Here is a 21,154-nt window from a genome sequence, read left to right on the forward strand (position 1 = left end):
GGGCGGGAAAACCCGGGTTTTCCCGCCCAGCTCAGGCGCCCTCCAGCTCCCGCACGATGGCCCCGTAGCCGCCGTCCGCCAGAAACGCCTCCTCCTCCGGGCGCGACACCCGGCCCAGCGCGGCGTTGCGATAGGGAAAGCGCCCATAGCGGCGGATCACCTCGCGATGCGCGCGCGCATGCAGCAGGTTGCCCCCCTCCTCCATCCGCGCCTTGAACAGGCGCACGCTCCGGTCCTGATGCGTCAATTGCTCGGAATGCATGAAGGGCAGGTAGAAGAATTGCCGCAGCGGCGGAAGGATCCGCAGGTCCCATCCCTGCCCCAGCGCCATATCCGCCATCCTGAGCGCCCGCCCATCGGTGGCAAAGGCGCGCGGGCTTTGCCGGAACATGTTGCGCGGGAATTGATCGAGCAAGATGAGCAGCGCCAGCGCCCCCCTCGGCCCCGCCGCCCAGCCGTCACAGGCCCCTTCGGCGGCAGCGTCCCACAGCGCCCCGAACCGGTCGCGGATGGTGCGGTCGAACCCGTCGTCCTGCTTGTACCACATCTCCGGCCCCGCCTCCTCCCAGAAGGTCAGGACCTCGCCCGCGCGGTTCGGTGTCGTCTTGAGCATCGCGCCCCCAATCGTCACGGGCGCGGGGCCAGGGGCTCCTCGTCCGCATCTTGCTGCTGTTCCTCGGCCATGGTCTCGGCCGCCTCCACATACAACTCCTGCGCGGCCTCCACCGCAACAGGCGATGCCGCACCGGGCAACAGGTTCGCATAGGGCACGGCGTCATAGCTGTCTTCCTCGGCGGCATAGGCCGACGGGCGCTGCGTCATCCGCCACAGACCGTAAAGCGATGTCGCAAACAGGATCGCGGCCAGAACCAGCCAAAAGCCCTGCGGCCCGATCTGCCCCATCACCAGACCCACGACCGGCGGCCCGGCAATGGCACCCAGACCATTGACGAACAACAAACCGCCCGAGGCGGCGGGCATCTCCTGCGGCTCTAGGTAGTCGTTCGTATAGGCGATGAGCAGCGCGTAAAGCGGCTGCGACAGCCCCCCCGACAACACCCCCACCGCGATCAGCACCGGGTAGATATGCCCAAAGAACAACCCCACGAGACAGACCACACCTGCCAGCGCCGCCGAGCCCACGATCAGCACCCGCCGGTCCATCCGGTCCGACAGCCAGCCGATCGGATATTGCAAGATGATCCCGCCGATGAAGATGGTCGAGGCAAAGGCCGCGAGCTGCTGCAGGCTCAGGCCGGCCTCCGTGGCATAGACCGCCGCCATCCCGAACTGCCCCGCATAGACCCCGCCCATCAGGCACATCCCCACCACCCCAAAGGGGGATGATCGGTAAAGCTGGCGCAGGCTCATGGGCCGCGTCGTGTCAAAGGCTGGGGCGGGCTGCACCGACAACAGGATCGGCGCGAAACTCAGCGACACTAGGATCGAGGGGATGACGAACAACAGCCACCCGCTCGGATCCCCCGCCGACAAGATCGCCTGCCCCGCCACCAGCCCCACCATCTGGCACAGAACATAGGCCGACAGCGATTGCCCCCGCGTCTCGTTGGTCGAGGCATCGTTGAGCCAGCTTTCGGCGGTCACATAGACCCCCGACAGGCTGAACCCCAGGACCACGCGCAACACCATCCAGGCATAGGGATCGGTCAGAACCGGATAGGAAATCAGCGTCGCCGAAATGAGCGAGCCCAGCGCCGCAAAGACCCGCACATGCCCCACCTTGGCGATAAAGACCGGCGCGAATCGCGATCCGCCCAGGAATCCCACGAAATAGGCCGAGGCGATGAGCGAGATCTGAAAGGTCGAAAACCCCTCGATCGCGCCGCGCACCCCCATCATCGAGCCCTGCACGCCATTGCCGATCTGCAACAGGAACATGCCCAAAAGCAGCGGCCAGGAGCTGCGGATAACGTGGATCATGTCGTCTGGCCTTTCGCTTGTCTGGCCCGATCACGATCAGGCGGGGGCCCCCCCCGGTCTGTCACGCCTGCGACGGAATAAGCAAGGACGCGTCACCATAGGAAAAGAACCGGTAGTTTTCCGCAACCGCATGGGCATAGATCTCGCGGATGCGCTCCGCCCCCATCAGGGCGGAAACCAGCATCATCAGCGTCGATTTGGGCAGGTGGAAATTGGTCATCAACCCATCCGTCACCCGGAACCTGTAGCCGGGATAAATGAAGATGTCGGTTTCCCCCTCATAGGCGCGCATCGTGCCATCCTCATCCGCCGCGCTCTCGATCAGGCGCAGCGCCGTGGTGCCCACCGGAATGATCCGCCCCCCCGCAGCCCTCGTCGCGTTGATCTCTTCGGCCGCCTGCACGCGCACCTCGCCCCATTCGGCATGCATCTTGTGGGTGGTCACATCCTCGACCGTCACGGGCAGGAATGTCCCCGCCCCCACATGCAGCGTGACAAAGGTGAACTGGACCCCCGCCGCCCCCAGCGCCGCGATCAGCGCCTCGTCGAAATGCAGCGATGCCGTGGGGGCCGCCACCGCGCCCGCGCGCTTGGCCCAGATCGTCTGGTAATCCTCCCGGTCGCGCTCGTCGGGCGCGCGCTTGCCCGCGATATAGGGCGGCAGCGGCATCGCACCCGATGCGTTCAGCGCCGCGTCGAAATCCTCGCCCATCAGGTTGAACCGCAACCGCAATCCCCCCTCCAGCGCCGCAACCTCCGCCGACAGCGCGTCGGAAAAGACGATGGTCTCGCCCAAGGCCAACTTGCGCATCGGCTTGGCCAGCGCCGACCATGTGCCATCGGCCTGCGGCTCCATCAGCGTGACCTCGATCCTGGCCGTCACCGCCCCCTGCGCGCTCTGGCGCGTCCTGTGGCCGGTCAGCCGCGCGGGGATCACGCGGGTATCGTTCAGGATCAACCGGTCGCCGGGGCGCAGGATATTAGGCAGGTCGAACACATGCCGGTCCTGCGTCATCGCGCCTTCCGCCAACAGCAGCCGGGCCGAAGACCTCGGCCGCGCAGGCCGGGTCGCGATCAGCCGCTCGGGCAGATCGAAATCGAAATCATCAAGCTTCATTCAATTCCCACTCAAATCGGGCGGCGGGCTGCGAAAGATGTCGCGGAACACGCCGGGCGTCAGAATCGACAACGGGTTGACGAAGACCTGCGGGTTTTCCGCCTGCCCCGTCAACCGGTAGGAAAACCCGAACAGCCCCTCGCGCCTCGGGGCGAAAATGGCCCCGATCAATCCGTTGACCACGTAAAGCGGCGATACGACGCCCTGCATCTCCAGGCTGCGCCGCGCCAGGTCATAGGTCCCGTCCATCGACAGGCCCAGCGACGGGCCGACCGCCGTGCCCTGGCTCAGGATCACCTGCGCAGGCGTCAGCCGGAACCGCGCATCGACCTCGCCGAGGTTGATCCCCTCCCCGCTCAATTGCTCGAGCAACCCCACGACCGAGATCAGGTTCAACAGCTCCGCCATCACCGGCGCATTGCGCAGGCGCGGGCTCGCGATCGACAGGGTCCCGTCATAGGTGCCCGTCGCCCCCGTCGCCTGCAACACCAGCTCCATCGCCCCGCCATGGGCGCTGCGAAATACCTCCGCCGCGCGCAGCACCGCGCCGCCATCCTCGGCCCGGATGCGCACGGCAGGCCCCGTTTCCGTCGCCACCAGCGTGCCCGTGATGGGGGCCTGCCCGTTCACCTGGCCCGCGAATTGCCCCGACAAACCGCCCTCGCTCGTCAGATCGGCCGACACGCCCGTCAGGGCGATCCCCGCGCTCACCTGCAACCGGTCCAGCCGCGCCGTGATCGGCCCGCCGCCAGACCCCGGTGCCGCCCCGCCGCCTTGCGGCGCGCCGCGCAGGTCCATCCGCCCCCCGTCGACCCGGATCGCGACAGGCCGCCCCGCCCCCTGTCCGATCACGGCCCCCGTCACGTCGACCCAATCGCCCAAGGCGAACCTTTGCGCCTCCAGCCTGTCGAACCCGCCGCCCTCCGCCAGAACCACGCGCCCCGACAGGTCCAGCCCCGCCCCCTGCAGCACCAGCCGCGTCACCGCCGGATCATCCCCCAGCCGCAGCTCCGCCTCCAACACACCCCGCGCGCCCGGCTCCAGCCGCCAGCCAAGGGGCGGCAGCGCCAATCCCATCCCCTCCAGATCGGATGTCACCCGCAGAACCGGGGCCGCGCCATCGGGCAGGCTCAGGTCGATCCCGGCCTCCGCCTCGCCGCGCAGCATCCATTCGGGCAGATCAAGACCCAGCGCCGCCAGCCGCGCCCGCGACAGCATCGCGCGCGCCTCGACCCGGCTCACGGCCTCCGCCCCCGGCCCGAGCGCGCGCGTCCAACGCCCATTGAGCGGCACACCGTCGAATTCCGCCGCGCCCGACACCACGATCCCCTCCGGGTCGACCGTCACCGCCAGCCGCTCCGCGCTCAACCGCCGCCCCGGCACCAATCCGTCCGAGACCAGACCGCCCACCTCCGCACGGACCGCAAAGCGCGTGTCGCCCAAGCCCTCTTGCCGCATCAGCCGCGTCTCGATCCGCGCCTCGGCCACCACGCCGCCTGTCCCGATCCGCTCGGGCGTCATCGTGCCGTTCTGGAACAGCCGGACCGGCGGGCGCGTCAGGATCGACAGCAGGTCCTGCAACTCGCCCGCCAGCGACAGGTCGAACACCGCCTCCGCCCCGCGCTGGCGCGTATCGGCGATGTGCATCCGCGACCCGTCCAGCGCCACCGCCAGACCGCCCTCGCGCCACATCTGCCCCTCGTCCAGCCGCAAGACGAACTCCGCCCCCCTCAGCCGCAGATATCCCGCGCCCCCCTCTATGGGTGGCATCTCGGGCAGGGCCAGCAACCGCACGCCCTCGAAATCAAGGCTCATCTCGTAATCGGGCATGGCACCGGGCCGCGCGCGCAGCGCGACATCGACGCCGCTCACCTGCCCATCCAACAGCCGCTCCTCGATCCAGCCCCGCGTGCGCCCGGCCAGCGCCTCGGGCCAATAGGGCAGGATCTCGCGCACACCGCCCCCCGGCAGATGCGCATCGAGTGCCACCTCCACACCGCCCTCGACCGCCAGAACCTCGCCCCGCGCCGACAGGCGCAGATCCCCATCCTCGATCACCGCCTGCCCGATCTCCACGCGCAGCGCAGGTGCCAGCGCCAGCCGCAGATCGACCATGGCCCGGTCCAGCGCCAATCCCTGCGGGTAAAGCTCGGGCAGCGCCGCGCGAATGTCGCGCAGGCGGAACTGCGCTGTGTAGCTTGTCCCGTCGGGGGCCGCATCGGCCTGCCCCTCCGCCTCGAGGCTCAGACCGGGCGCCTCCAGCGACAGGCTGTCGAACCAGACCCGCCGGGTCGCCGCCTCGTAGCGGATCGTGCTCGCCATCCGGTCAAAGGGCAGCGGCAGCGCCCCATCCGCCGGGCGCACCTGCCCCGGCCCGATCTCCAGCTGCGCCCGCAGATCGCCAAGGCTCCCGTCATCGCCCAGAACCCCGCCGATCTGCCCCGAGATCGGCGCGCGCATCAGGTCAAGCCAGGCCAGCGCCGGCCCCACCGTCGCCACATCCCGTGCCGCCAGATTGTCAAAGACGATGGCGACATCCGTCTGGCCGGATGCGCTGATCCGCGACAGGGCGATGTCGAGCGTCGCATCCCGGCTCCCCTCCAGCGCGCCGCCCAGCGTCACGGTCAGCCCCGCCTCCGTCCGGTCAAGCTGCATCCGCGCCTCGCGCACCCGCAGGATCTGGCCCGTCATCGCATCGGCCATGTCCAGCGTCAGACCCGTCGCCTTGACCCCTTCCAGATCGGCAAAGACGGGGCTTGCAAACATCCGGTCCAGCCGCGCCAGCGTCTCGGACAGCGCGATGGCCTCCGCCCCCTCGCCCGCCATCAGCGCCAGATCGATCCGCCCCTCCGCATCCCGGCTCAGCCGCAGCCCCGCATCCGACAGGCTCACCCCCACCGGATGCAGCCGCCCCCGAACCAGCGCCGCCGTCGACAAGGTGGCCGTGACCTCGGGAAAGGCCGCGCGCAGCGCGCCGTCGCGGTCCCTGTCGGTCAGCCTTATGCCCACAAGCCGCAGGTCCAGCCGCCCCGGCTCGTGGCGCGCCAGCTCGATCGCCTCCAGCGTCACGCCATTGGCCGTCATCGCCGCGTCCAGCCGCGCCGCGACCTCGGCCGTCACCGCATCGGGCAGCCGGAGCGGTGACAGCCCCAGCCGCAGCCAGATCCCCCCCAACGCCACCGGCCCCGCCAGCACAAGGCACAGGGCAAGCCACAGCACGGCACGCGGCCAGCGCCGCCGCCGGGCCGGGCCTTGGCCCGCTTCCGCCTGATCGTGATCCGCCCTGCCCATGACGCGCCCGTGCCTGTTTGTGTCTTCCGCTCCGCCCGGCCTTTATCTTCGCCGCAATCCGCCTAGCTTGCAAACCACCCGGCGTTGCTGCGCCGAAATGACGTTACCGCCAAGACCAGAGGTTCCCATGACCCAGATCGGCTCCGCCGCCCCCGACTTCACCCTGCCCCGCGATGGCGGCGGCGAGATCACGCTGTCGGCGCTGCGCCCCAAATCCGTCGTGGTCTATTTCTACCCCAAGGACGACACCCCCGGCTGCACCAAGGAAGCCATCGCCTTCACCGAACTGGCCGCCGAATTCGAAGCCGCAGGCGCCGTCGTCATCGGCATCTCCAAGGACAGCGCCGCCAAGCATGACAAATTCGTCGCCAAGCACGGGTTGGGCGTGATCCTCGCCTCGGACGAGACCAGCGACACCTGCGAACGCTATGGCGTCTGGGTCGAGAAATCCATGTATGGCAAGACCTACATGGGGATCGAACGGTCGACCTTCCTCGTGGACGGCACCGGCACGATCCGCGCCGCATGGCCCAAGGTCAAGGTTCCCGGCCACGCCCAAGAGGTTCTGGCCGCCGTCAAGGCGCTCTGAGCCTTACGCCAGCCGCGCGCCCTGCTTGACGGCGGGGCGCAGGCCGCGCATGTCGTCGCCCATGACCGACATGCTCCCCCTTGCGCAGATGGCCGAAGCCGTCCTGACCACCGCCGATGCCCGCGAGAAAACCGCGCTCTCGCGCCGCTTTGCGGCCCAGTGGCAAGCGGCCCGCGCCGCAGGCGAAACATCGCCCGTGGGCCACGCATCCCCGCCGCTCCGCCCGTCCCGGCCCGCGAAACCCGATCTCCTCGATCCCCGCGACGTGCCCCGCCGCCGCCCCGGCACGCCCGAGGGGCGCAAGGCGCTTCTGCACGCCGTCGCCCATATCGAACTCAACGCCGTCGACCTGCACTGGGACATCATCGCCCGCTTCACCGACACGCCCATGCCTGCGGGCTTCTATGACGACTGGGTCAAGGCGGCGGATGAGGAATCCAAGCATTTCAACCTGATGGCCGATTGCCTCGAGGCGATGGGCAGCGCCTATGGCGCGCTTGCGGCCCATGCCAACATGTGGCGCGCCGCCGAGGATACGGCCCATGACCTGATGGGCCGCCTTGCCGTCGTGCCCATGGTGCTCGAGGCGCGCGGCCTCGACGTGACGCCCGGCATGATCGACATCTTCCGCCGCGCCAAGGACGATCCGACCGCCGCAGGTGCCGTCGCAGCGCTCGAGGTGATCTACTCCGAAGAGGTCCATCACGTGGCCTATGGCTCCAAGTGGTTCCACTTCCTGTGCGGCCGCCACGAACTCGACCCCAAGGAAGCATTCCACGGCCTTGTCCGGCGCTATTTCCACGGCGCGCTCAAGCCGCCCTTCAACGAGGAAAAACGCGCCGAAGCGGGCCTTCCCCCCGATTTCTACTGGCCGCTCGCCGATTGACGCCTGCGCGAATCGGCGGATTTCCGCCTGTCCGGGCCATTTTTCGGTGCTTTCCCGCACCCTTGGCGATACTGTGTTGAGACCAAGGACGGTCCCCGCTATCCCCCGTGGGGAACCGCATCCGACCGGGGCAAACCCGGCACGGTTCAAGATAAAAGGGGGGAACATGGGGCAAGACACGTGCTTTCACGATTGATCGGTCGGTTGAACGCCAGCCTTGAACGCCGCCTGCCCGAGCAGCGGTTGTTTCTCAAATCCGATGACGGAACCCGCTTCGTCCGGCTCCGGCCCGTGACACAGGCGGCGATCTTTCTGGGCTCCTCCGCCTTCGTGGCCTGGACCGTGATCGTCACCTCGATCTTCCTGATCGACGTGATCTCGGCGGGCAACGGGCGCGACCAGGCGCAGCGCGAACAGGTCATGTTCCAGACCCGCCTGAATGCCTTGGCCGATCAGGTCGACACCCGCACCACCGAAGCCCTGCAGGCGCAGGAACGGTTTTCGGTCGCGATGAACCAGGTCGCGGCGATGCAGGTGCGCCTGCTCGACAGCGAGGAACGCCGCCGCGAGCTTGAAACCGCCGTCGACGTGATCCAGTCCACCCTGCGCCGCACCATCGACGAACGCGATGCCGCCCGCGCCGAGGTTGCGGCCCTCAGCACCGAGCTTGCCGCCGATACCGGCAGCGCCCAGACCGCCGCCGCCCGCGAGGCCGAACTGACCCGCGCCGTCGACCGTCTCGCCGCAGCGCTCGAAGCGACCGCCGAACAGCGCGACGGCTCCGAAACCCTCGTGGCCGAGGCCGCCGCCGAAATCGACCGCCTCCGCTTTCAGGCCGCGCTCGACAACGAACGGCAAGAACGCGTCTTCCGCCAACTCGAAGATGCGGTGGCCATGTCGATGGAACCGCTCGACCGCATGCTGTCCGCCTCGGGCATCTCGACCGACACGCTCATCGGACAGGTGCGCGCCACCTATTCCGGCCAGGGCGGCCCGCTCATGCCCATCGCCGTCTCGACCCGGGGCGAGGAACCCGACGCGCTCTCGCTGCGCGCCAACGAGCTTCTCTCCGCGCTGGACCAGATGAACCTGCACCGCATCGCGGCCGAGCGTCTGCCCTTCTCCATCCCGGTGCGCGGCACCTATCGCAACACCTCGGGCTTCGGCTACCGCACCGATCCCTTCAACGGCGGTCGGCGGCTTCACGCCGGTATCGATTTCGCCGGCGCGCGCGGCACCAACATCGTCGCGGGCGGCGATGGAACGGTGGTTTTCGCTGGCCGGCAAAGCGGTTACGGCCTGATGGTCGAGATCGACCACGGCTTCGGCATCACCACGCGCTACGCCCACATGACCCGGCTGCACGTCTCGCGGGGCGAAAGGGTCTCGCGCGGGGAACACATCGGTGATATGGGCTGCACCGGGCGGTGTACCGGCACCCATCTGCACTACGAGGTGCGGCGCAATGGCAATCCGGTGAACCCGATGACTTTCATCACGGCAGGACGCGATGTTTTCTAAATCCAAGATCAATGAACCCGGGCCGAAGTCCTCTGGTGCCGACACCGGTGCCGCCGCAAGCTCGACAGACCCGAAATCCAGCCCCAAAGCGGGAGCAGACATGACGACCACCCCCTCTTCGTCCCCCAAATCCAAACCCTCCCCGTCGGTGCTCAGCTCCGATCTGACGGTGACGGGCAACCTGCGCACCACCGGTGACATCCAGGTCGAGGGAACGGTTCAGGGCGACATCCGCGCCCATCTCCTGACAGTCGGCGAAACCGCCAATATCGAGGGCGAAATCGTGGCCGACGACATCGTCGTCACCGGCCGCGTCGTGGGCAAGGTGCGCGGCCTCAAGGTCCGCCTGACCTCCACCGCCCGCGTCGAGGGCGACATCATCCACAAGACGATCGCCATCGAATCCGGCGCCCATTTCGAAGGCTCGGTGCAGCGCGCCGAAGACCCGCTCGCCACCGGCTCCAGCTCGGGCGGCATGCCCCCCCGCGCGCCCTCGGCACCTGCGCCCGCCGTGCCGCGCCCCGCGGCCGCCGGCCCCGCGCCGGGCTCCGAGGTCAAAAGCTCCTGATCCCACGCGATCCGGGTCTTTGTCCCACAAGATCATCAAAGCCGGGCCCCTGCGCCCGGCTTTTTCATGTCCCGCTCAATCCTGCGACACCAGCGCCCGGCGATAGATATGCCATGTCGCATGGCCGAGGATCGGCAAGACCACGAACAGCCCCAGCAATCCCGGCACCATGCCAAGGAAGGTCAGCCCCGCGATCGTCATCCCCCAGGCCAGCATCACGCCCGGGTTCGCCCGCACCACCGCGATCGAGGTCAGCATCGCCGTGACGAAATCCAGCTCCTTGTCCAGCAACAGCGGCAAGGACACGACCGTCAGGCAAAACAGCACGAAAGCGAACACCGCCCCGAACCCCGTGCCCACCAGGAGCATCATCACCCCCTCGCGCTGCAACAGATAGGCATAGGACGAGGTCACGTTCATCAGGGCCGATGGCCCGAGAAACAGCGCAAACAGCATATGCGCGAAAAACGACCAGAACAGGAAATAGACGATGATCACCCAGGCCATGCTCGGCAATTGCCGAAGCCTCTGGCGCCAGATCACGCCGAAAATGTCATTGCGCCGCCACTCCCGCTGCCCCGCCTCCAGCCGCCGCGACACTTCGTAGAGCCCCACCGCCAGGAAAGGGCCCAAAAGCGGAAAGCCCACCGTGATCGGGATCGCCCACCAGACCTGCTCGGTGACGACGAGAAACAGGTACAAAAGCCAGCCGCCCACGACATAGACATGCGAGAAAAACAGGCCCATCATCGGCTTGGCCCGGAAATCCCTTGCCCCCGCCGCCAACGCCGCGCCGATGTCGCCATAGCCCATCCGCCGCACCGCGGGCACCTTGGAGGGTGCCACCGGAAATTCTGCCGTCTCGCTCATGCCCGGCCCTCCCAGCCCGCGCGCTGATGCGCAAAGCCTAGCCCAGCCCCCCGTTCCCCGCCAAGAGCCTTGGCACCCCCCTCGCGTCGCCCCCGGGGCAGGCCCCCTCCCTCCGCTAACCACTGTGGACACCCCTGAAACGCCAGCCTGCGCGCGCACCACGCCCGCCCCGCCATTCGGGAGCGCCCCTCCCGCCACGTCGCCGGGCTGCACCCAAAGATCATACCCATGGGCAGACAACACCCCAAGCCGCGCCCCCGGCGCTCCCCTCACCCTGCCCCCCCGGGAGAAAGCCCCCAGCCCCCATAGGCAGGCGACCATCCCCCCGAACACGGAAGCGGGCGACCATCCCTTCGCACCCATGAGCAGGCGACCATCCCCCCCGCGCCCGGCGGTGAGAACGCCTCTCTCCGCCCAAAGCCGCCAGCAACTCTCACGCCTGAACCCTGCCCTCCCACACGCCGCACGCGTAGATGACGGACCCGCCCCCGCACCCATAGGCAGGCGACCATCCCCCCGAACACGGCGGCGGAAACGCCTCTCCCCTCCCAAAGCCGCCAGCATCCCTCACGCCTGAACCCTGCCCTCCCTCACAGCACACTCATAAATGACGGACCCGCCCCCGCACCCAGAGGCAGGCGACCATCCCCCGCGCTCTCGGCCCGGACCCCTCCGCGCCCCTCCGGCACCACGCGACCACCCCGGCCCACGCATATGGGCAAGCGGCCCCCAACTCCGCACCCCAACAGGACCCAATCACCCTGCCCTTGACGAAGGAAAATCACCGTCCGCCCCCATGGTGCGCCCCCCCACGCCGCGCCCTTGGGGGACCCCCCTCGCTCTGCCCCGACGGAGGGCAACCACCACGCCGCGCCGGTGGGCAAGCAAGCCTCAGATCGCGCCCGTGGGCGGGCGCACCCCCCCCTTGAGCCGGGGCAGGCGATCCCAGAGCCCAAAACCCAGCACGCACCGCTCATGCCGCGCCTCTCGGGGCGCGCCCTTCATGCTGCGCCTGTGCACGCGACCTTCCCGCTTCGACGGCAGAGGGCACCGCGTAGACCACACCTACAGACACGCGACGCCTCGAACCGCGCCCTCAGACGGCGGACGCCAGAGCGCGACCATCCTTCCGCGCCCTCGGCCCGAACCCGTCAAGCCTCACCAAGCCACACCAAGCCATGGGCCAACACCGCTCACCGTCAGTGGGCAGCCCTCCCTCAGACCACGCCGGGGCGCAGGCAATCCCCCACACCCGACAGCGCACGCCCCCTCAGACCACCCCCGGCGGCGGGCGGGACCCCGGCCAATCGGTCGCCTCGTGATAGGCCCGCCCCAGCGCCATGAGCATCGCATCGCTGCCCGCAGCCCCGATCATCTGCACCCCTGCAGGCAGGCCCCCCGCCCCGAATCCCGCAGGCAGCGCCAGCGCGGGCAGACCGGCAAGGCTTGCGGGCACCACCACCTCCATCCAGCGGTGATAGGTATCCATCGCCCGATCCCCGATCGCTTCCGGAAACCGCGCCTCCACCGCAAAGGGCCAGACCTGCGTCGCGGGCAGCACCACCGCGTCGAAGCGCCCGAACATCTCCCGCGCCGCCGCGATCCAGGCCGCCCGTGTCTCGGCGGCCCATTCCACCTCCGCCACCTTGCGCGCAAAGCCATGGGTGATTTCCCATTTCGCCTGCGCGGGCAACAGCGCCTGCTGGCCCTCGTCCCGCCAATGGGCCCCGAGATTCATCGCCACCGCGAATTGCCGCAGAATGATCCAGGCCTCCCACAAGGCCTCCGCCGGATAGGGCGGCGCGACAGGTTCCACCGCCCAGCCCAGATCCTCCATCACCGCCAGCGCCACCTCCGATTGCGCAAGGATGCCCTGCTCCATCGCATAGGCCCCGCCCCAATCGCCCAGCCAGCCGATGCGCGGGCGACCTGGCCGCTTGCCCGATCCGGGCCGATAGGCCCCATCCGACAGCGTGGCCAAAAGCGCCTCCAGGTCCCCGATATCGCGCGCCATCGGTCCGTCGGTCGACAGCCGGTGCTGCACCACGCTCTCGCGCGGCTCGCCCGGCACCAACCCCGCCGTGGGGCGGAACCCGTAGACATTGTTCCAGGCCGCCGGGTTGCGCAGGCTGCCCATCATGTCCGACCCATCGGCCACCGGCAGCATCCGCATGGCGAGCGCCACCGCCGCCCCGCCCGAAGATCCCCCCGCCGACAGCGCCGGGTCATAGGCGTTGCGTGTCGCCCCGAAAACCGGGTTCACCGTTTGCGAGCCCAGGCCAAAGGCCGGCACATTGGTCTTGCCGATCACGATGGCCCCCGCAGCCCTCAGCCGCCGCGCCAACCCGTCATCGGCCTTGGGCACATGATCCTTCCAGATCGAGGACCCCCGCGTCGAGCGCAGCCCCCGCACATCCACCAGGTCCTTGATCGCCACCGGCACGCCATGCAGCCAGCCCTCGGGCGGCATGGCTTCGGCCAGCCGCGCCTCGCCCATCAGCGCCTCCCGGTCGCGCAAGGACACGATGGCATTCACCCCGCCATTCACCGCATCGATCCGCGCCAGCACCTCGCGCATCACCTCGACGGGCGAGATCTCCCGCCGCGCGATCCGCCCCGACAGCGTCCGCGCCCCCAGATGCCACAGCTCCCCCGCCATCGCACAGCCTCCCCTCGACCTGACCAAAACACGCCCGCTCACGGCCGAGGAAAGTGGCTCCCGCCCCCTTCATCTTGGCCGAAAAACTCCCGCCCACTGCCCGACAGGCGGCTCTGCCGCCGAGAGGGGAGGCTCCCGCCCTCTCGACATGCCGACAGCCCGATCAGCGCCCCCCCGGCCCCACGGGCTCACTCGCTCGCCCGCGCATCCGCCCGGCTCTTGCCCGACACATCCATCGCCAGAACGCTCGCCATCAACCCGTCCAGATCGCCGTCCAGCACCCCGCCCGTATCGCTCGTCTCGTAGCCCGTGCGCAGATCCTTCACCATCTGGTAGGGCTGCAGCACATAGGACCGGATCTGGTTGCCCCAGCCCGCATCGCCCTTGTTCTCATGGGCCTCGTTGATGGCCGCGTTGCGCCGGTCGAGCTCCATCTGGTAAAGCCGCGATTTCAGCGCCTTCATCGCGATATCGCGGTTCTGGTGCTGCGATTTCTCGGAACTCGTCACCACGATGCCTGTGGGCAGGTGGGTGATCCGGACGGCGGAATCGGTGGTGTTCACATGCTGGCCGCCCGCGCCCGAGGACCGATAGGTGTCGATGCGGATATCGCTCGCATTCACCTCGATCTCGATATTGTCATCGACCACCGGATAGACCCAGACAGAGGCGAAACTCGTCTCGCGCGTGCCCTTGCCGAAGGGGCTGATGCGGACCAGCCGATGCACGCCCGATTCCGATTTCAGCCAGCCATAGGCATTGGGCCCGGTGATCTGGAACACGACCGACTTGATCCCCGCTTCCGTGCCGGGGCTCATGTCCTGCTGATCCACCTCGTAGCCATGCGCCTCGGCCCAGCGGACATACATCCGGCTCAGCATCTGCGCCCAGTCGCAGGCCTCCGTGCCGCCCGCGCCTGCGTTGATCTCGAGGAAGGCATCGTTGCCATCGGCCTCGCCATCCAGAAGCGCCTCCAGCTCCTTCTGCGCGGCCTTGGCGACCAGCTCGGCGAGTGCGGCTTCGGCCTCGGCCACCACCTCGGCATCATCCTCCGCCTCGCCCAGCTCGATCAGCTCGACATTGTCCGAAAGCCCCGCCTTGATCGCCTCGTAGGTGCCCAGCTTGTCGACCAGCGCCTGCCGGTCGCGCATCAGCTTCTGCGCGCGGGCGGGATCGTTCCACAGGCTCGGGTCCTCGACCCGGGCGTTGAATTCCTCCAGCCGGTGCTGCGCCGTATCCAGCCCCAGGCGCTGCCCCAACAGGGTCAGGGATTTGCGGATCTTCTCGATATTGGCTTGCGTCTCGGCGCGCATCTCGGGGGCCCTTCCGGTTCGTTGCCGGGTGATATACCAGCCCCGCCCCGCACCACAAGTCCGGCTGCCTGCCGACGCCGTCAGGAAGGGCGCACCACCACATCCACGCCCCATGGGCAGGGTGCGCCTTCAGGCGCACCACCCGCGCGCAGACTTCGCCCTAATACAACCCGCCCGAACTCAACGTCCCGAAACTGGTTTGCGACGGCACCCGCACCTCCTCACCGGTCGATGTCGTCACCGTCTGCCCATCCTCCTCCAGCGCCGCGCCGGTATCGTCGCGCCCGAAAAGCGGCAGGTCCGATCCCATGCCCCAGCCGCCATCGATGATCGACAGGACGCCGAAATAGGGCTCCTCGCCCTGGCGGAACAATTCATAGACCACCTCGCTGCCCTGCGCCCCGTCCGGCAGGCGCTGGCCGGAAAAGCGGTCGATGGGGTAGAAGGCCCCGCCCTGGGGCACGGCGAACGGCCCGCCGCCGTATTCCTCGATGGCCTCTTGCATGAATTCGTTGAAGACCGGCCCGCACATGCCGCCGCCCGACGCGCCCGATCCCAGGGGGCGCGGCTGGTCGTAGCCGATGTAGCAGCCCGCCGCGATGGTCGAGGTGAAGCCCACGAACCACACGTCGCGCGCCTCGTTCGTCGTGCCCGTCTTGCCCGCCGCAGGCACCGGCAGGTTCACCGTGCTCGATGCCGTGCCCCGGTCCACCACGCCCTGCATCATGGAGGTCATCTGGTAGGCCGTGATCGGGTCGATCACCCGCTCCCGGTTCGACATGATCGCAGGCCCGTATCCCGGCGTCAGCGAGGCCAGCTCGCAATCGGGACAGCTCCTCTGGTCATGGCGATAGACCGTGTTGCCCCAGCGATCCTGGATCCGGTCGACCAATGTCGGCTCCACCCTTTCGCCGCCATTGGCAAACATCGCATAGGCCGCGACCATCCGGTAAAGCGTCGTCTCCTGGCTGCCCAGCGAATTGGCGAGGAACGGCTGCATGTCGTCATAGACCCCGAACCGCTCGGCATAGCGCGCGACCGTCTCCATCCCCACATCCTGCGCCAGGCGCACCGTCATCAGGTTGCGGCTCATCTCGATCCCGGTCCTCAGCGGCGCGGGTCCGTAGAACTGGTTGGACGCATTCGTCGGACGCCAGATGCCCTCTCCCGTTTCCACCTCGATGGGCGCATCCAGAACGATCGTGTTGGGCGAATAGCCACTGTCGAGCGCCGCGGCGAAGACAAAGGGCTTGAAGGAGGATCCGGGCTGGCGCGTCGCCTGGGTCGCGCGGTTGAAGCTCGATTGCTGGAACGAAAATCCGCCCTGCATCGCCAGAACACGGCCCGTGTTCACATCCATCGCCATGAATCCGCCCTGCACCTCGGGCACCTGCCTCAGCGTCCAGCGCAGGAATGCGCCGTCGCCATCGCGCGTCATCGCGCGCACATGGACCACGTCACCCACCGCCAGCAAATCGCCCGCCACCCGCGCCTGCGGCCCCCGGCTGCCATCCTCGCGCAAGGGCCTTGCCCAGGTCACATCCTCGGCGGGGATGAAATGGCCGTCCTCGTCCTCCTCGACCCCCTCGATCCCGATCCGGGCCGAGCTCGCGCCCAGCTCCAGCACCACCGCCGGGAACCAGCCGTCGATGTCGCGCGCGATCTGCGCATCCGCCAGCGCCGCGCGCCAGCTCTCCTCCCCGGTCAGCTCCTCCGGATCGATCCGGTCGCTCGGCCCCCGCCAGACGCCCAGGTTGCGGTCATAGCGCTCCAGCGCCCGGCGCAGCGCGCGTTCGGCCACATCCTGCAGGCTCTCGTCCATCGTGGCCCGCACCGTGTAGCCACCGGTAAAGAACTCGTCCTCGCCATATTGCGCCGACAATTGGCGGCGGATCTCGTCGGTGAAATAATTGCGCGGCGGGATCGCGCCCCGGAACGGCTCGATATGGCCGCCCTGCACCGTTTCCAGCGGCAGCGCGATGGCCGCCTCCATCTCGGCGCGGCCGATATAGCCATTCTCGAACATCTCGCGCAGCACGTAATTGCGGCGGCTGATCGCGCGGTCATAGTCGCGCACGGGATGGAAATTCGACGGCGCCTGCGGCAGCGCGGCCAGATAGGCCGCCTGTTCCAGCGTCAGATCCTCGAGATTGGTGTTGAAATAGGTCTGGGCGGCGGCGGCCACACCATAGGAATTCTGCCCGAGGAAAATCTCGTTCAGATACAGCTCAAGGATACGCTCCTTGCTCAAGGCCTGCTCGATCCTCGCGGCCAGGATGATCTCGCGCACCTTGCGTTCGATGGTGCGCGACCCGTCGAGCAGGAAATTCTTCATCACCTGCTGCGTGATGGTCGAGGCCCCCCGCACATCCCGCCCCCGGCTTTGGACCGCCTCGTAAAAGGCCGCCGCGATGGCGCGCGGGTCATAGCCGCCATGCTCGTAGAAATTGCGGTCCTCCGCGCTGACAAAGGCATGGGCGACCAGGTCGGGAATATCCTCGGCCGGCACGAACAACCGCCGCTCGGCGGCGAATTCGTCCACGATCAACCCCTCGCGCGAATAGATGCGGCTGATCGTGGCGGGCGTGTAGGTCGACAAGGCCTCGGTCGAGGGCAGATCGCGCGAATACATGAACAAGACGCCGCCCACCGCGATGGCGACCGCGATCACGCCCAGCGTCACCGCCGAAAAGATCGCGCCGAAAAAACCAAAGATGAATCGGATCATGAACCGCCGCCCGTTCCTGTTGCCCAGCCTATAGCTGTCCGCGCCCCTCCGGGCAAATCACATGCGCAGCTTTCCGCCCGCCAAAGCATGTTGCGCAAAAGTGGAAACCGGTTTTGCGCGCCCGGAACATGCGCCATCAAAAGGTAGACGAGCGGCGCAGGACGACGCCGGAACGCGACAGCCTCCGGGGATCACTGCCGCGCCCGCATCCTGCGCGCCTGATCGGCATCGGCCCAATCCAGAACCGCCGTCACCAGCGCCCCCTGCATCGCCGCCCGCCATGCGGGATCAAGGATATTGGCCAGGTCCCGGCTGTCCGACATGAACCCGATCTCCAACAGCGCCGAGGGGATATCGGCCGCCCGCAGCACGGTGAACCCCGCCTCCCCCCAGGGCTGCGCATGCATCCGCACATCGGCGGCGGCAAAGCTTTCGACAAGGGTCGCGGCGAAGCCTGCCGCGCGCGGCGCGGTCTCCAGCCGGGCAAGGTCCATCAGAACCCCCGCCACCACGTCATCGGCCCCGTGCAGATCGACACCCTGCAAAAGGTCGGCGCGGTCATGCTGCTCGGCCAGGGCTTCGGCGGCCGCATCGGATGCTGTCTCGGACAGGGTGTAGATCGTGGCCCCCTGCGCCCGCCCCTCGGCCAGCGCATCGGCATGGATCGACAAGAACAGATCCGCCCCCGCCGCCCGCGCAATGGTCACCCGTGTCGGCAGCGGCACAAAGACATCGGCCTCCCGCGTCAGCACCACCTCCACCCGTCCCGTCCGCCGCAGCGCATCGCGCAATTCCCGCGCGAAGGTCAGGACCAGATCGGCCTCCGTGTGATCGCCGCGCACGGCCCCCGGATCGACCCCGCCATGGCCCGGATCGATCACCACCACGATCGGCCCATCCGATGCGGGCCGGCGCGTCTCCGACATCACCGGCGCGGGGCCTGCCGCCTCGGGCGGCGCGCCCGCCTGCGCCCGGAACGTGGCCTCGTCCGCCCGCACCAGCCGCACGACAACCTCCGCCCGGCCACTTGCCGGATCGACCGTCATCGCCGCTGTCCCCGGCACCATGGGCCGCGCCAGGTCGACGACCAGCCGCGACCAGCCCGCCTGCCGCGCCGGTCCCGCCGCGATTCCCGACAGACCCTCGGGCAGGACCACACCCTCCGCCCAATCGCCAAACGCGACCTCGCGGAAATCCACCACCACCCGCGCCGGATCGGCCAGCGTAAAGACCCGGAAGGGCACCGGCTGGCTCAGCGACAGCTGCAGGCTCACCCCGCCCTCTTCTGCGCTCAGGCGGCTGTCCTCGGCGATGAGGCGCGCAAGCGCCCCCATGCCCTGCGCCGCCGCGCCAAGGCCGAAGGTACAGACGGCCAGCGCCGCGAGGATCGGGATCAGGACTGCTCGGATCACGGGGTTCATCCCGGTTGATGTTGGTTGACGCGATCTTACCAAAACGAAAGTTGAGACCCAAGGGCCGCGTGATCCCGCCCAAGCGTAAAGGGCCCGTTACCACGTCCCTCTTGCCGTAACGCCTTGGCAAGAAAGCCGCGCGGATCTTTACCTTTCGGCAAGATCCGGCGCGCGCCCTTCACCAAGGGTTAACCACGCCCCGCAAAGAACCGGGTCAGCCGCGCGACGCCCTCCTCGATCTCCGCCGTGCCCCGCGCATAGGACAGCCGCAAGAACCCGGCCCCCCGCGACTTGTCGAAATCAAGCCCCGGCGTGACCGCGACCCCGGCCTCCTCGAGGATCTCGCGCGACAGCGACAGCGCATCCTGCGTCACCCCCGACACATCGACATAGACGTAGAATGCCCCATCCGCAGGGGCCACGCCGGTCAATCCGATCCCGGCCAGACCTTGCAACAAAACCTCGCGATTCCGGGCATATGTCAGGCGATATTCATCCAGTTCTGCGCGCCCCTCGGGCGACATGGCCCCCAAGGCCGCGATCTGGCTCGCATGGCTCGGACAGATGAACAGGTTCTGCGCCAGACGCTCGATGCTGCGCACATGGTCTTGCGGCACGACCATCCAGCCCAGCCGCCAGCCGGTCATCGAGAAATACTTGGAAAAGGAATTGATCACATAGACGTCGTCGGTGACCTCCAGCGCGCTCACCGCGCGGTCGCCATACTGCAGCCCGTGATAAATTTCGTCTGAAATCAGCGATATACCATGCGTTCTTGAAGCATCCGACAGGCTTTGCAGCGCCGCCTTGTCCAGCATCGTGCCGGTGGGATTGGCCGGGCTCGCCACGATCAACCCCGCCAGATCGGCGCTCAATTGCTCCGCAACCGGTTGATATCGCGTGGACAATTCGGTCCTGAGCCCCACCGGCTCAAGGCTCATCGCCGTCAGGATCTGCCGATAGGACGGATAGCAGGGCTCCCCCAGCCCCACCTTGTCGCCCGCATCGTAAAGCGCTGAAAACGCAAGGATAAACGCCCCCGACGCGCCCGATGTCAGGATCACCCGACCGGGGTCGAGGTCCAGATCGTACCATTCCCCGTAAAGCGCCGCGATGGCAGCCCGCAGATCGGGCCGACCCAGTGCGACGGTATATCCAAGCGGCCCCTTTTCCATCTCGGCGGCCAGCCGTTCGCGCGCCGCGCGTGGCGCCCCCGTCCCCGGCTGCCCGACCTCCATATGTATGATTTCACGCCCTTTTTCTTCAGCCGCACGCGCGGCCTCCATCACGTCCATGACGATGAACGGGTCAACGGCGCTACGGTGGGACAGGCGCATTGTGGGAAACCTCCGGACCTCTGCCCCGGCCTTCAAACAGCCCGCGCGCGGCCCGTCAACGCCCATCCGCCTCACGCCCCTGTGAGACCATGCCGCGCCACTCCGACTGGTCCGAGGCCATGGCGCTGTGCTACCAAAGCCGCGACACTCTTGCGAAAGACGGAACCCGTGCTCAAACACCTCCTGCCTCTCTGCCTTGCCGCGGGCCTTGCCCTGCCCGCCGCCGCGACCGATCTCGACAATCTCAGCGATGCCGAACGCGCCGCCTTCCGGGCCGAGGTTCGGGCCTATCTCCTTGAAAACCCTGAGGTTCTCATGGAGGCAATCGCCGTCCTCGAACAGCGCCAATCCCAGGCCGAGGTCGAACGCGACGGGATGATGGTCGCGGCCAACATGGACGCGCTCTTCAACTCCGCCTTCGATGTCAGCTTCGGCAACCCGGATGCGGATGTGGTGATCGTGGAATTCATGGATTACCGCTGCGGCTATTGCCGCCGTGCCCATCCCGAAGTGGCCGATCTTGTTGAATTGGATGGAAATATCCGCGTGATCATCAAGGAATTCCCGATCCTTGGCGAACAATCCCTGCTCGCCGCGCGCTTTGCCATCGCGACCCGGATCGCCCTTGGCGACGAGGCCTACATGGACATGCACAACGCCATGATGGAGATGCGCGGCGACATGACCGAGCCTGCGCTTTTGGGGCTTGCGGCCGAACTGGGGCTGGACGGTCCGGCGATCCTTGCCGCGACGGATGATCCGCTCGTGATGCAAACCATTGAATACAATCACGATCTGGCGCAGCGCATGGCCATCAGCGGCACTCCCAGCTTCGTCTTCGGCGACCAGATGGTGCGCGGCTACGTGCCGCTCGACGGGATGCAGGACATCGTGGCCTTGCTGCGCGAAACCGCGAACTGAC

The 21,154-nt window shown here is 67.9% G+C and carries 15 protein-coding genes; 5 read left to right on the plus strand and 10 right to left on the minus strand.

Annotated features, from left to right (window positions below; genetic code table 11):
- Positions 1-31: 31 nt before the first annotated feature.
- The 4 genes from AABA51_RS08800 to AABA51_RS08815 form a co-directional block, all read right to left on the minus strand.
- On the minus strand, positions 32-613 hold the full coding sequence (locus AABA51_RS08800) for a DUF924 family protein (protein ID WP_338271387.1): 582 nt from the start codon (positions 611-613) through the stop codon (positions 32-34).
- A gap of 14 nt (positions 614-627) precedes the next feature.
- Positions 628-1,941: an MFS transporter gene (locus tag AABA51_RS08805; protein WP_338271388.1), complete on the minus strand. Its 1,314-nt coding sequence runs from the start codon at positions 1,939-1,941 to the stop codon at positions 628-630.
- A gap of 61 nt (positions 1,942-2,002) precedes the next feature.
- Entirely contained in the window at positions 2,003-3,058 is a 1,056-nt protein-coding gene (gene queA, locus AABA51_RS08810) for a tRNA preQ1(34) S-adenosylmethionine ribosyltransferase-isomerase QueA (protein ID WP_338271389.1), read from the minus strand.
- On the minus strand, positions 3,059-6,349 hold the full coding sequence (locus AABA51_RS08815; RefSeq protein ID WP_338271390.1) for an AsmA-like C-terminal region-containing protein: 3,291 nt from the start codon (positions 6,347-6,349) through the stop codon (positions 3,059-3,061). It abuts the gene before it with no gap.
- A 127-nt stretch (positions 6,350-6,476) separates the two neighbouring features.
- Between AABA51_RS08815 and AABA51_RS08820 the strand changes: the two genes are divergently transcribed.
- The 4 genes from AABA51_RS08820 to AABA51_RS08835 all read left to right on the plus strand — a co-directional run bounded on the left by AABA51_RS08820 (position 6,477) and on the right by AABA51_RS08835 (position 9,913).
- On the plus strand, positions 6,477-6,938 hold the full coding sequence (locus AABA51_RS08820) for a peroxiredoxin (RefSeq protein WP_338271391.1): 462 nt from the start codon (positions 6,477-6,479) through the stop codon (positions 6,936-6,938).
- A gap of 70 nt (positions 6,939-7,008) precedes the next feature.
- Complete coding sequence (locus AABA51_RS08825; RefSeq protein ID WP_338276500.1) at positions 7,009-7,824, plus strand: ferritin-like domain-containing protein; 816 nt, start codon at positions 7,009-7,011, stop codon at positions 7,822-7,824.
- A 180-nt stretch (positions 7,825-8,004) separates the two neighbouring features.
- Positions 8,005-9,345, plus strand: a complete 1,341-nt coding sequence (locus AABA51_RS08830) for a DUF5930 domain-containing protein (protein ID WP_338271392.1) — start codon at positions 8,005-8,007, stop codon at positions 9,343-9,345.
- On the plus strand, positions 9,335-9,913 hold the full coding sequence (locus AABA51_RS08835) for a bactofilin family protein (RefSeq protein WP_338271393.1): 579 nt from the start codon (positions 9,335-9,337) through the stop codon (positions 9,911-9,913). The genes AABA51_RS08830 and AABA51_RS08835 overlap by 11 nt, the downstream gene beginning before the upstream one ends.
- 75 nt (positions 9,914-9,988) lie before the next feature.
- Here the strand turns inward: AABA51_RS08835 and AABA51_RS08840 are convergent, their stop codons facing one another.
- From AABA51_RS08840 to AABA51_RS08865, 6 genes are all read right to left on the minus strand, one after another.
- The gene (locus AABA51_RS08840) at positions 9,989-10,783 is read right to left on the minus strand and encodes a DUF2189 domain-containing protein (protein ID WP_338271394.1); all 795 of its coding nucleotides are present in this window, start codon (positions 10,781-10,783) and stop codon (positions 9,989-9,991) included.
- A 1,270-nt stretch (positions 10,784-12,053) separates the two neighbouring features.
- Positions 12,054-13,442, minus strand: a complete 1,389-nt coding sequence (locus tag AABA51_RS08845) for an amidase (protein WP_338271395.1) — start codon at positions 13,440-13,442, stop codon at positions 12,054-12,056.
- 188 nt (positions 13,443-13,630) lie between these two features.
- A complete protein-coding gene (gene prfB / locus AABA51_RS08850; protein WP_338271396.1) occupies positions 13,631-14,755 on the minus strand; it encodes a peptide chain release factor 2 in 1,125 nt (374 codons plus the stop codon).
- A 160-nt stretch (positions 14,756-14,915) separates the two neighbouring features.
- Positions 14,916-17,483 (minus strand): penicillin-binding protein 1A, encoded by a 2,568-nt coding sequence (locus tag AABA51_RS08855; RefSeq protein WP_338271397.1) that lies wholly within the window; start codon positions 17,481-17,483, stop codon positions 14,916-14,918.
- 191 nt (positions 17,484-17,674) lie between these two features.
- Entirely contained in the window at positions 17,675-18,895 is a 1,221-nt protein-coding gene (locus AABA51_RS08860) for an N-acetylmuramoyl-L-alanine amidase (protein WP_338271398.1), read from the minus strand.
- 188 nt (positions 18,896-19,083) lie between these two features.
- Complete coding sequence (locus AABA51_RS08865) at positions 19,084-20,232, minus strand: pyridoxal phosphate-dependent aminotransferase (protein ID WP_338271399.1); 1,149 nt, start codon at positions 20,230-20,232, stop codon at positions 19,084-19,086.
- Positions 20,233-20,400: 168 nt separating this feature from the next.
- Between AABA51_RS08865 and AABA51_RS08870 the strand changes: the two genes are divergently transcribed.
- Positions 20,401-21,153, plus strand: a complete 753-nt coding sequence (locus AABA51_RS08870; protein WP_338271400.1) for a DsbA family protein — start codon at positions 20,401-20,403, stop codon at positions 21,151-21,153.
- The last annotated feature ends 1 nt before the right edge of the window (position 21,154 follow it).

This window comes from Roseicyclus marinus (genome assembly GCF_036322625.1).
Taxonomy (GTDB): Bacteria; Pseudomonadota; Alphaproteobacteria; order Rhodobacterales; family Rhodobacteraceae; genus Roseicyclus; species Roseicyclus marinus_A.

What these genes read in the sequence shown, in the direction of transcription:
- AABA51_RS08805 (WP_338271388.1), bottom strand. Translation starts at nt 1,941, where the DNA reads ATGATCCACGTTATCCGCAGCTCCTGGCCGCTGCTTTTGGGCATGTTC.
- AABA51_RS08840 (WP_338271394.1), bottom strand. Translation starts at nt 10,783, where the DNA reads ATGAGCGAGACGGCAGAATTTCCGGTGGCACCCTCCAAGGTGCCCGCG.
- AABA51_RS08835 (WP_338271393.1), top strand. Translation starts at nt 9,335, where the DNA reads ATGTTTTCTAAATCCAAGATCAATGAACCCGGGCCGAAGTCCTCTGGT.
- AABA51_RS08825 (WP_338276500.1), top strand. Translation starts at nt 7,009, where the DNA reads ATGCTCCCCCTTGCGCAGATGGCCGAAGCCGTCCTGACCACCGCCGAT.
- AABA51_RS08800 (WP_338271387.1), bottom strand. Translation starts at nt 613, where the DNA reads ATGCTCAAGACGACACCGAACCGCGCGGGCGAGGTCCTGACCTTCTGG.
- AABA51_RS08815 (WP_338271390.1), bottom strand. Translation starts at nt 6,349, where the DNA reads ATGGGCAGGGCGGATCACGATCAGGCGGAAGCGGGCCAAGGCCCGGCC.
- AABA51_RS08845 (WP_338271395.1), bottom strand. Translation starts at nt 13,442, where the DNA reads ATGGCGGGGGAGCTGTGGCATCTGGGGGCGCGGACGCTGTCGGGGCGG.
- AABA51_RS08865 (WP_338271399.1), bottom strand. Translation starts at nt 20,232, where the DNA reads ATGCGCCTGTCCCACCGTAGCGCCGTTGACCCGTTCATCGTCATGGAC.
- AABA51_RS08855 (WP_338271397.1), bottom strand. Translation starts at nt 17,483, where the DNA reads ATGATCCGATTCATCTTTGGTTTTTTCGGCGCGATCTTTTCGGCGGTG.
- queA (WP_338271389.1), bottom strand. Translation starts at nt 3,058, where the DNA reads ATGAAGCTTGATGATTTCGATTTCGATCTGCCCGAGCGGCTGATCGCG.
- AABA51_RS08820 (WP_338271391.1), top strand. Translation starts at nt 6,477, where the DNA reads ATGACCCAGATCGGCTCCGCCGCCCCCGACTTCACCCTGCCCCGCGAT.
- prfB (WP_338271396.1), bottom strand. Translation starts at nt 14,755, where the DNA reads ATGCGCGCCGAGACGCAAGCCAATATCGAGAAGATCCGCAAATCCCTG.